This is a genomic window from Caballeronia sp. (assembly GCF_028292365.1).
Lineage (GTDB): Bacteria > Pseudomonadota > Gammaproteobacteria > Burkholderiales > Burkholderiaceae > Caballeronia.
Window position 1 is genome coordinate 1 of the sequence record NZ_JAQGMM010000089.1, and the last position, 10,657, is coordinate 10,657.

The window sequence follows — 10,657 nt, forward strand, 5'->3', positions numbered from 1 at the left end:
CCTCACTGAACTCATGACCGGCCGCACATTCGACTACGCGGTGCGGACCACGGACTTGTCCGCTGCGCCCGTCGTGCTGAAGGTCGAGGACCTGTCGCGGCGCAATGAATACGAGGCCGTCTCCTTCGGCGTGAGGAAGGGCGAGATCCTGGGCGTTACAGGGCGCCTTGGAGCAGGGCGCACAGAACTGGCGTTGTCGTTGTTCGGCATGACGCGGCCGGGCGCCGGTGCGGTCAGCCTGGATGGAAAGAAGTTATCGCTTGGCTCTAACCGCGACGCGATCCGGGCAGGCATTGCGTATGTTTCGGAAGACCGTCTTCAACTGGGTCTGGTGCAGCAGCAGTCTATCGGCGACAACACCGTTGCCGCCGTGCTGGACGATTTACTCGACGCCACCCGTTTGATCGCTCCTGGCAAGCGTGATGCCCTGATTCGCGATTGGATTCAACAACTGGCGGTCAAGATAGGGAAGCCGGACGATGCGGTATCGACACTGTCTGGAGGCAATCAGCAACGCATCGTGCTTGCCAAATGGCTGGCGACCAATCCGAAACTGCTGATCCTGGATTCGCCCACGGTAGGCGTCGATGTGGGCGCGAGAGCCGGCATCTTTGCCATCATCCATAAGCTCGCCGAGCAGGGCATGGCCATCCTGCTGATCTCCGACGAGATCCCCGAGGTCTATTTCAACGCCGACCGTATTCTGCACATGCGCAACGGGCGCATGGTCGCCGAGTACGTGCCCGGAACCACGACCATCGATCAAATCGAGCGAGACGTCCATGCCTGATCTGCGCAAATGGGGGATCGGTTCGATCGAGGCCCTGCTGATTCTCGTGATCGCCGCCATGGTGATCGGGCTCGGCGCGACAACTTCGACGTTCCTCACCCTGCCCAACCTGTTCGACCTGCTTAACCAAAGCGCGGTCAACATCATCTTCGCGGCCGGTTTGCTGGTCGTGCTCATTGCCGGCGGGATCGACATCTCGTTCGCGGTGGGCGCGTCCGTGGTCCAGTACCTGACCGCGCTGACCGTCATGCGGCTGGGCGGTGGCGACTGGGCATCAGGCTTTCTGGTGGCTGCCGGGTTCGGCTGTCTGCTTGGCGCAATCAATGCCACCATCATTTACCACTTCCGCATCGTATCGATCGTCGTGACCATCGCGACCTTCAACGTTTTCTTCGGCGGGTTGATGTTCCTGACGGGAGGCGTGTCCATCTACGACCTGCCGGACTGGTGGATGAACCGCGTCTCGCTGGTCTCGTTCAAGACCTCTAGCGGCGTCGCGGAGCTGGCGCTGCCGGTCGCAGTCATGGCGGTCATGGTTGCGGCGACCTGGTTCCTGCTCCGGCGCACGACTACCGGCCGGCAACTCTACGCCATGGGCGACAACCCCGAAGCAGCCCGGCGTGTGGGCATCAATATTGGCGCGATGCATTACGTAGCCTTTGGCTGGCTGGGCATGATGGCCGGTATAGCAGGGCTTATGCAGGCTCACTACGTGCAAGAGGTGGTGCCCAACGCGCTGTACGGTCGCGAACTCGACGTGCTGGCAGCGGTGGTACTTGGCGGCGCGCGGCTGGGCGGCGGGCGCGGCACGATCCTTGGCGCCATCCTTGGCGTCCTTCTGACGGCGATCACCGCGAACGGCTTGAATCTGCTTGGGATCTCGCCCTACGCGTTCAAGATGATCATCGGCGCGATTATTCTGATTGCCATCACCTTGTCGAGCGACGGTCTGGCGAAACTGGTCGGATCGCGGTTCACGCTATCACGCGCAAAGGTCCCGTCATGAAAATATCCTCGCAACATCGCTCCGGTGTTCCGCTCGTGCAAGCCGACGTAGTCGGTCTATCAGGATTCCTGGTCATTGTGATCGTGGCCATGAGCTTTGCCTCAGATCGGTTCCTTACCACCGGCACGTTTGTTTCCGTGGCGTTCCAGTTGCCCGAACTCGGGCTCTTTACGCTGGCCATGCTGATGCCGTTGATCTCTGGCGGCTTCAACCTGGCCGTCACCTTCACGGCGAACATCGCCGGGCTCGCGATGGCCTGGGTGCTGCATTCGCACGGCGGCGCGGATGCGGGCGCTGGCACGATCGTGCTTGGAATCTGCGCTGCACTCGCTACAGGCGCCGCAGCGGGATGGATCATGGGAGCCATCATCGCGCACACGGGCGCAAGCCCCATCCTGGTATCTCTTTCAATGATGATCTTCCTGCGCGGGCTAGGGGAATTCCTGACTCATGGCGGCGACATCTCCGGGTTCCCACCTTTCGTGTTGAAGCTCGGCAACGGCATCATGCTCGGCGTTCCCGTTCCGCTTTGGATCTTCGCGGGCTGTGCCGCTCTCTGGCATGTCGTCATGACGCGCTCGCGGCTCGGCTTCGCGACCCGCATGATCGGCTCCAATAGTGAGGCAACCCGCTATTCGGGTATCGACACCCGGCGTGCGGTGACCCGAATCTACATGCTGTCCGGTCTGATGTGCGGCGTTGCCGGCGTGGTGATGCTGGCCAGTTTCAACTCGGTGCGCGTCGGGCACGGCGAGGCATTCCTGTTGATCGCTGTGCTCGCCTGTTTCCTTGGGCGCGTGGATCCGTTCGGCGGCTTCGGGCGCGTCGTGCCAGTCGTGATTGCACTTGTGATCCTGCAGGTCATTGCCTCCGGCCTGAACCTGCTCGGCGCCAACCAGCACCTTGCCACGGCTTTGTGGGGCGTGTTTTTACTTGCTGTGATGTTCCTGCGTTGGGCATGGGCACGCGGTTATTTTCAGTCTTTGGTCCGCAGACGCGCGACCGCTACCGGAGGAGTGACTCAATGAATAAGCTCGGTGTTCATGCATTGGTTTGGGCCGGCGACCTGACGCCGGAGTCGACCCGCAAGGTCATCAGCCAGACCAGGGCGGCAGGTTTTGATCTGGTCGAGCTGTCGCTTCACGGGCCCAAGGTCATGGATTTGGCGCTTACGCGTGACCTGCTCCAGGAGCATGGCCTGGAGATCGGGTGCTCACGTGGCCTTACCTTTGATGCCGACGTATCCAGCGATAACCCCGAGTCGGTTGCCCGCGGCCTGGCGTTGCTGGAAGAGGGCGTCAGCATCACGGCGGAACTTGGCGGCAAGTACTTCGGCGGCATCCTGTACGGTGCAATGGCGAAATACCAGGCGCCGCTCACCGCTCAGGGACGGCGCAACGCGGTTGACTCGCTCAAGCGGATTGCCGATTTCGCGTTGAAAAAGGACGTCACCCTCGGCCTCGAAGTCGTGAATCGCTACGAAAGCAACCTGCTCAATACGGCGTCCCAGGCGCTCGCCATGCTGGATGAAGTCGATGCACCCAACGTTGTCGTGCACCTTGATACCTATCACATGAATATTGAGGAATCCGATTTTATGCAGCCTGTGCTGGCATGTGGCAAGCGTTTGGGTTATGTCCACATCGGCGAAAGTAATCGGGGCTACCTTGGATCGGGCACTATTGATTTTGCGCAGTTCTTTCATGCACTATCCATGATTGGATACGAGGGCGTGGTGACGTTCGAAAGCTTCTCGTCTACGGTTGTCAACGAGCAGTTGTCGAACGCGCTGGCGATCTGGCGGAACTTGTGGGACGACAGCATGGATCTGGCCACTCATGCGCGGACGTTCATTGCTGGCGGCATCAACGCCGCGGCGAAAGCCAGGGCGCACCATTAACGAGAAGTTTAGCCGAGCGGCTCAGCGGAACGTGGATATGGCACGCTAGCGGGACCGTGTTCGCGTCTGGTCTTCGTTTCGCGGCAGCCCCCCAACCGCGTGAAGATCGGCGAGGCAAAGAGCACCAATTAAAAAAACCACAACAGGATTGTGCCGATGATCGAAGACCGTTTTCTCGTACGACTGGAGCAGCTTGTGGCGGGTGGCCAACGTCGTATCCTGGGGCTGGCGGGTGCGCCGGGCGCGGGCAAATCAACGCTGGCGCAGGCCATTCTGGACGCACTGCCGGGCCGCGCGGTAGTCGTGCCGATGGACGGGTTTCATCTTGCGAATATCGAACTCGAACGTCTTGGCCGTGCGTCCCGCAAGGGCGCCGAGGATACATTCGACAGCGCCGGTTACGTCGCACTGCTCGCGCGCCTGCGCGCGCAGCGCCACGACGAGATGATCTATGCCCCTACGTTTCGCCGGGAAATCGAGGAGCCCATTGCCGGAGCCATTCCGGTCATGCCGGATGTGCCGCTTGTGATCACGGAAGGTAACTATCTGCTCTTGCAGCAAGGCGAATGGAAGGCCGTTCGCCCTTTGCTCGACGAAGCCTGGTATGTCGACGTCGATCCCGAATTGCGTCTGCAGCGGCTCATTGCGCGCCACGTACAGTTCGGCCGCGATGAAGACGCCGCCCGCGAATGGGTCCAGCGAACCGACGAAGTGAACGCGGCGCTGATCGATACAACGCGCGGGCGGGCCGATCTGGTTTTCCAATGGACGTCGTAGAACGCGTGACGATCGGGAAGATCGACATTTCATGTCAGTCAGGACGGGGAAGAGACGCCATAAGCCGTGCTCCGGCGCCGAACCGCACGGCGACTCGCGGAAGGTAAAACCGTCGCAATCAGCTTTCCAGATCTGTCTGTTCTGAGTAGCCAGTCGCGCTTCATCTCGCCGTGTCCTAACAAAAAACCTCGCCGCTGATCTAATCCGGATTGGCAAACCAAACCGCAGCTACCGGGTTCAAGGCGCGGGTAAACCCATCTCCAGCGCGCTTCAAAACCGTCCCGCCGCACACCTCCGCCTCAAGTCACGTTCGCCTCAAATTTCCAGTCGCGAATCTCCCGAGTCGCTTAAACGTCCCTCATCGCATCGCAGCAAAAAAAACGACAAATCTGCCGTAGCGCCAGCGTTTCAGAGCGAATCGCACCGCACCACTCTCGAGTCCACAAACAAATCCGCTTGACTAATACTGTGTGTGGAATATTGTATATCACAAACCAAACAACGCCAGCCAAGGAGGAGAGACGTTATGGCAGAAGTACTGAACCACCCGCAGACCGCCACTGCAGCCGAAACAGCGAAGCAGGAGACACCGGCGACCACCGACGGTTTCCATCTGGTCATTGATGCACTGAAACTGAACGACCTCAACACGATCTTCGGGCTGGTCGGCATCCCCATTACCGACCTGGCGCGCCTCGCGCAAGCCGAAGGCATGCGGTTTATCGGTTTTCGTCACGAGCAGCACGCGGGCAATGCGGCGGCTATCGCCGGCTACATGACGCAAAAGCCGGGCATCTGCATGACCGTTTCGGCGCCGGGTTTCCTGAACGGCCTGACGGCGCTGGCCAACGCGACCACCAATTGTTTCCCCATGATCCTGATCAGCGGATCCAGCGAGCGTGAGATCGTCGACTTGCAGCAGGGCGACTACGAGGAAATGGATCAGCTCAATGCCGCCAAGCCATACGCGAAGGCCGCGTACCGCGTGCTGCACGCGGAAGATATCGGCATTGGCATTGCGCGTGCGATCCGTGCCGCCGTGTCGGGTCGTCCCGGCGGCGTCTACCTGGACTTGCCGGCGAAACTTCTGTCGCAGACTATCGACGCCGTTAAGGGCAAGGAGTCGCTCGTTCGCGTGATCGACGCGGCGCCGCGCCAGCTTCCGGCGCCTGACTCGGTCAAGCGCGCGCTCGACGTGCTGAAGGGCGCGAAGCGTCCGCTGATCCTGCTCGGCAAGGGCGCAGCTTATGCCCAGGCCGACGCACAGATTCGCGAACTGGTGGAAAAGAGCGGCATTCCTTATCTGCCGATGTCGATGGCCAAGGGATTGCTGCCCGATACCCACGAACAATCGGCGTCTGCCGCGCGTTCGTTCGTGCTGCAGGAAGCGGACGTCGTGCTGCTGATCGGCGCGCGCCTGAACTGGCTGCTGTCGCACGGCAAGGGCAAGACGTGGGGCGCCGCTCCGAAGCAATTCATCCAGGTTGACATCTCGCCGACGGAAATCGACAGCAACGTGGCAATCGCTGCGCCAGTGATTGGCGATATCGGTTCCTGCGTGTCGGCCTTGCTCGATGGCATCGATGCCAGCTTCCCGAAGCCGAGCACTGAATGGACGGGTGCAATCTCCGAGCGCAAGAACAAGAACCTGGAGAAGATGGCCGCGACGCTCGCCAAGAACCCGTCGCCGATGAATTTCCACAGCGCACTGCGCGCGATCCGTGACGTGTTGAAGACGCGCCCGGATATCAACGTGGTCAACGAAGGCGCGAACACCCTCGACTACGCCCGCAGCATCATCGATATGTATGAGCCGCGCAAGCGTTTCGATTCGGGTACGTGGGGGATCATGGGTATCGGCATGGGCTTCGCGATTGGCGCGGCGGTCACAAGCGGCAAGCCGGTGGTCGCCATTGAAGGCGACAGCGCGTTCGGCTTCAGCGGCATGGAACTCGAAACGATCTGCCGCTACGACCTGCCGGTTTGCACCATCGTGTTCAACAACAACGGCGTGTATCGCGGCACCGACGTGAACCCGACCGGCGGCAAGGACGTTGCCCCGACCGTGTTCGTCAAGGGCGCGCGCTACGACAAGATGATTGAGGCATTCGGCGGCATCGGCCGCCACGCGACGACGCCGGAAGAGCTGACGGAAGCACTGCAGGAAGCCATTGCGTCCGGCAAGCCAACCCTCATCAATGCGGTTATCGATGAAGCCGCCGGCACCGAGAGCGGCCGCCTGACGAATCTGAATCCGCAAAGCGCGGCGATGAAAAAGTAGTCCGCTTGGAAGTTGCGCAGAGTTACCGCCGGCATCGGCAGCTTTTGCCCAGACGCGCCGCCGATGCCGCAGCCAGAACATGAGTAACCCACCTTTAGCCAGTGAGTCAGGAGACAGGAACCATGAGCAAGCCACTTGAGGGAATCAAGATTATCGACTTCACGCACGTGCAGGCAGGCCCCGCCTGCACGCAATTGCTTGCGTGGTTTGGCGCCGATGTGATCAAGGTGGAACGCCCGGGTTCGGGCGACGTCACCCGCACGCAATTGCGCGATATCCCGGACGTCGATGCGCTGTATTTCACGATGCTCAACAGCAACAAGAAGTCGCTCACGCTCGACACGAAGAAGCCGGAAGGCAAGGAAGTCCTGGAAAAGCTTATTAAGGAATCCGATGTGATGGTGGAAAACTTCGGTCCGGGCGCGCTCGACCGGATGGGTTTCCCATGGCAGTACATCAAGGAACTGAACCCGAAGATGATCCTGGCGTCGGTGAAAGGCTTCAGCGACGGTCACCACTATGACGACCTGAAGGTCTACGAAAACGTCGCGCAATGCGCGGGCGGCGCGGCATCGACTACGGGCTTCTGGGACGGCCCGCCGACCATCAGCGCAGCCGCGCTGGGCGACAGCAACACGGGTATGCATCTGGCCATCGGCATCCTGACTGCACTGATTGGACGCGACAAGACGGGCAAGGGGCAGAAGGTCGCGGTATCCATGCAGGACAGCGTGCTTAACCTGTGCCGCGTGAAGTTGCGTGACCAGCAGCGCCTGGACCGGCTGGGCTACCTGGAGGAGTATCCGCAATACCCGCACGGCGAATTCAGCGATGTCGTTCCGCGCGGCGGCAATGCCGGCGGCGGCGGTCAGCCGGGCTGGGTGCTGAAATGCAAGGGCTGGGAAACCGATCCGAACTCGTACATCTACTTCACGATCCAGGGGCACGCGTGGGCGCCGATTTGCCGCGCGATTGGCAAACCCGAGTGGATCGAAGACGCGAACTACAACACGGCGACGGCGCGTCAGCCGCATATCTTCGACATCTTCAAGACGATCGAAGAATGGCTCGCCGATAAAACCAAGTTCGAGGCGGTGGACATCCTGCGCAAGTTCGATATTCCGTGCGCGCCCGTGCTGACGATGAAAGAGCTGGCCAACGATCCGTCGTTGCGTGAAAGCGGTACGATTGCGGAAGTGCAGCATAAGGAACGCGGTTCGTACCTCACGGTCGGCAGCCCGATCAAGTTCTCGGATATGAAACCGGAGATCACGGGATCGCCGTTACTGGGCGAGCATACTGACGAAGTGCTCGAGAGTCTCGGTTATACCAGCGCGCAAATCGCCAACCTGCATCAGCAACAAGCCGTTTAAACGCGAACGTGCGGCGCCGTGGATTGCCTTGATGGACCCACGGCGCGGCCAGAATCGCTACCTGAAATAGAAAGGCCATTTCAATCATGAATAGCGCCGCGCATACAAAATCCCCCATTGATTTCGAGCAACTGGTCGGCGTTATCGGCGACGCGGTTGTGATCTCCGACGCCAATGGCGCAATCACTTTATGGAACCCCGCTGCAGAGCGCATGTTCGGGTTTACGCCTGAAGAAGCGCTGGGCAATTCGCTGGACCTCATCATTCCCGAACGCCTGCGAGGGCGTCACTGGAGCGGCTATGAAAAAACCATGGCGACCGGTGAGACCCGCTACGGACACGACGTGCTGCGCGTACCGGCTGTGCACAAGGATGGCAGGTCTTTGTCGATTGCATTCACGGTCGCGTTGCTGCATTCAGCGGGACCGGAAAAGAGCGTGACCGGCATCGTAGCCGTCATACGCGATGAAACGAGCCGCTTCACCGAAGAGCGGAACCTCCGCAAGCGCCTCGCTGAACTCGAAGCAAAATCCGGCGCGTGATCCGAACACAGGGACTACGCGCCGGATCGCACTACGGTACAAGGAGACAACAATGAACGCCCAAGCGGACGTGAAACGTTACGAGCTGCTGATTGGTGGCGAAGCAGTGGCGCCCGGTGGCGGCGCGTATTCCAACATTATCGATCCATCGACTGAGACGCAGATAGCGAGCGTTGCGCAGGGTACGGCGGCTGATGTCGACCGTGCGGTGCAAGCGGCACGCGCCGCGTTGAAACCGTGGAATGCAATCAGGGCATCCGAGCGCGGCCGGATCCTGATGCGCTTTGCAGAATTGATGCGTACGCATCAAGATGAAATTGCCGCGGTGGAAAGTCTCGACGCCGGCAAGCCGATTTCCGGCGTGCGGCGCCAGGATGTACCGGCCGCTATCGACACCCTCGCGTATTACGCGGGCTGGTGCGACAAGATCAACGGACAAGTGGTGCCCACGCGCCCGGACGCGCTGACTTACACCGTGCGCGAGCCGGTCGGCGTGGTCGCGGCTATCGTGCCGTGGAATTTCCCGTTGATGATCGGCATGTGGAAGATCGCGCCCGCGCTTGCTTGCGGCTGCACGCTGGTCGTCAAGCCTGCGGAGCTGACGCCGTTATCGGCGTTGATGCTCGGACGCCTTGCACTGGAAGCAGGCGTGCCGCCGGGCGTACTTAATATTGTGACCGGCAAGGGCTCGGTGGTGGGCGACGCGCTAGTCGCGCATCCCGGTGTGGACAAGGTCACGTTCACTGGTTCGCCATCGGTCGGGCGCGGAATCCTGCAGGGCGCGGCGGTCAACTTCAAGCGAGTCACGCTTGAACTGGGCGGCAAGTCCGCCAACGTCATTTTCGCCGATGCCAACCTCGATCAGGCTGCACGCGCGGCTGCGTCGGGGATCTTTTTCAACGCGGGGCAGGTGTGCTCGGCGGGCTCGCGGGTGCTGGTCCAGCGATCGGTGTATGACGAGATCGTCGAACGTCTGGCGCAGCGTGCGAAGTCGATCACGCTGGGTGATCCATCGCAGAAAGAGACGTCGATGGGACCGCTCATTTCCGCGAAGCAGATGCAGTCGGTGCTCGACTACGTGGACATTGGGAAAAATGAAGGCGCGTCGGTCGTGTCGGGTGGAAGGCGATGGGGCGAGCGCGGCTATTTTATTGAGCCGACGGTGTTTGCCAATGTCGAGCACGAGATGCGCATCTCGCAGGAAGAGATCTTCGGCCCGGTGGTCAGCGTGATTCCCTTCGATGATGAAGCAGACGCCGTGCGGATTGCCAACGGGACGCTGTACAGCCTCGCGGCGGGCGTATGGAGTGCAGATATTGGCCGGGTGCACCGGATGGCGTCAGCGCTCAGGGCGGGCACGGTCTGGGTGAATACATACGGCTATACAGATGTGCGGTTGCCCTGGGGCGGCTCGGGTGATTCGGGCTTTGGCCGCGAGCATGGGGACGTGGCGATCGAGAACTTCACGGAGCCGAAGAGCGTGTGGGTGTCGTTGGCGCAATGAGCTGGATGTGAGAAGGGGGCGGGTGATTAACCCGCCCCCTTCGAGAGCTTGGTAGTTGCTTAGAAGCCGATGCCCGGTGCCTGAGGCATGACCTCAGGTCCGAACGATTCTATGCGTCAAGCCTCAAGCGGCTTGTGCGTGCGGACTGTCGCACTCCGGCCGCCACATCCGTGCACCGCGGGTGTCGTCGGCCCGGGCGATGGTTGTGGCGCGGCATGCCTCGTAATACGCGTTCTTCCTGTCCACGATGGCCTGGCACAGGAATTCCGCGCTGTACGCCTTGAGCAGGTGGGGGCAATGCGCTTCGATGTACTGTGCGATGCGCGCCTGATCGCTCGCAGCGTGCGCCAGCGACTGAAGCGTTTCGACGTCCCAGCGGAACATCAGGTCAAGTTCTTCGAAGGCGCTGTTGTAGGCACAAAGCTGAGTCTGGAGTTCGCGCGCATCGGCGATCGTGGCTTGTGAACGGTTCATGGTCGTCTCC

10 protein-coding genes are annotated in these 10,657 nt (G+C 60.8%); 9 read left to right on the plus strand and 1 reads right to left on the minus strand.

Annotated elements, in window-relative coordinates; all coding sequences use genetic code 11:
• From JWR14_RS05230 to JWR14_RS05270, 9 genes are all read left to right on the plus strand, one after another.
• Nucleotides 1–790 (plus strand): ATP-binding cassette domain-containing protein (locus tag JWR14_RS05230; protein WP_299702552.1); only part of this gene is annotated, 790 nt, incomplete at its 5' end.
• Nucleotides 783–1,796: an ABC transporter permease gene (locus tag JWR14_RS05235; RefSeq protein ID WP_299702555.1), complete on the plus strand. Its 1,014-nt coding sequence runs from the start codon at nucleotides 783–785 to the stop codon at nucleotides 1,794–1,796. The genes JWR14_RS05230 and JWR14_RS05235, both read left to right, overlap by 8 nt.
• On the plus strand, nucleotides 1,793–2,824 hold the full coding sequence (locus JWR14_RS05240) for an ABC transporter permease (RefSeq protein WP_299702558.1): 1,032 nt from the start codon (nucleotides 1,793–1,795) through the stop codon (nucleotides 2,822–2,824). The genes JWR14_RS05235 and JWR14_RS05240 overlap by 4 nt, the downstream gene beginning before the upstream one ends.
• Nucleotides 2,821–3,696, plus strand: a complete 876-nt coding sequence (locus JWR14_RS05245) for a sugar phosphate isomerase/epimerase family protein (protein WP_299702560.1) — start codon at nucleotides 2,821–2,823, stop codon at nucleotides 3,694–3,696. The genes JWR14_RS05240 and JWR14_RS05245 overlap by 4 nt, the downstream gene beginning before the upstream one ends.
• Before the next feature lie 156 nt (nucleotides 3,697–3,852).
• Entirely contained in the window at nucleotides 3,853–4,473 is a 621-nt protein-coding gene (locus JWR14_RS05250) for a nucleoside/nucleotide kinase family protein (RefSeq protein WP_299702562.1), read from the plus strand.
• Nucleotides 4,474–4,999: 526 nt separating this feature from the next.
• Nucleotides 5,000–6,754 (plus strand): oxalyl-CoA decarboxylase, encoded by a 1,755-nt coding sequence (gene oxc, locus JWR14_RS05255; protein ID WP_299702565.1) that lies wholly within the window; start codon nucleotides 5,000–5,002, stop codon nucleotides 6,752–6,754.
• Nucleotides 6,755–6,876: 122 nt separating this feature from the next.
• Nucleotides 6,877–8,127 (plus strand): formyl-CoA transferase, encoded by a 1,251-nt coding sequence (gene frc / locus JWR14_RS05260; RefSeq protein WP_299702568.1) that lies wholly within the window; start codon nucleotides 6,877–6,879, stop codon nucleotides 8,125–8,127.
• Nucleotides 8,128–8,213: 86 nt separating this feature from the next.
• A complete protein-coding gene (locus tag JWR14_RS05265) occupies nucleotides 8,214–8,669 on the plus strand; it encodes a PAS domain-containing protein (protein ID WP_299702571.1) in 456 nt (151 codons plus the stop codon).
• A gap of 52 nt (nucleotides 8,670–8,721) precedes the next feature.
• Nucleotides 8,722–10,173, plus strand: a complete 1,452-nt coding sequence (locus JWR14_RS05270) for an aldehyde dehydrogenase family protein (RefSeq protein WP_299702574.1) — start codon at nucleotides 8,722–8,724, stop codon at nucleotides 10,171–10,173.
• A 123-nt stretch (nucleotides 10,174–10,296) separates the two neighbouring features.
• On the opposite strand, the gene JWR14_RS05275 is transcribed toward JWR14_RS05270, so the two are convergent.
• A complete protein-coding gene (locus JWR14_RS05275; RefSeq protein WP_299702577.1) occupies nucleotides 10,297–10,647 on the minus strand; it encodes a hypothetical protein in 351 nt (116 codons plus the stop codon).
• Nucleotides 10,648–10,657: the final 10 nt, after the last annotated feature.

What these genes read in the sequence shown, in the direction of transcription:
- JWR14_RS05240 (WP_299702558.1), top strand. Translation starts at nt 1,793, where the DNA reads ATGAAAATATCCTCGCAACATCGCTCCGGTGTTCCGCTCGTGCAAGCC.
- JWR14_RS05275 (WP_299702577.1), bottom strand. Translation starts at nt 10,647, where the DNA reads ATGAACCGTTCACAAGCCACGATCGCCGATGCGCGCGAACTCCAGACT.
- JWR14_RS05270 (WP_299702574.1), top strand. Translation starts at nt 8,722, where the DNA reads ATGAACGCCCAAGCGGACGTGAAACGTTACGAGCTGCTGATTGGTGGC.
- JWR14_RS05265 (WP_299702571.1), top strand. Translation starts at nt 8,214, where the DNA reads ATGAATAGCGCCGCGCATACAAAATCCCCCATTGATTTCGAGCAACTG.
- JWR14_RS05250 (WP_299702562.1), top strand. Translation starts at nt 3,853, where the DNA reads ATGATCGAAGACCGTTTTCTCGTACGACTGGAGCAGCTTGTGGCGGGT.
- frc (WP_299702568.1), top strand. Translation starts at nt 6,877, where the DNA reads ATGAGCAAGCCACTTGAGGGAATCAAGATTATCGACTTCACGCACGTG.
- oxc (WP_299702565.1), top strand. Translation starts at nt 5,000, where the DNA reads ATGGCAGAAGTACTGAACCACCCGCAGACCGCCACTGCAGCCGAAACA.
- JWR14_RS05235 (WP_299702555.1), top strand. Translation starts at nt 783, where the DNA reads ATGCCTGATCTGCGCAAATGGGGGATCGGTTCGATCGAGGCCCTGCTG.
- JWR14_RS05245 (WP_299702560.1), top strand. Translation starts at nt 2,821, where the DNA reads ATGAATAAGCTCGGTGTTCATGCATTGGTTTGGGCCGGCGACCTGACG.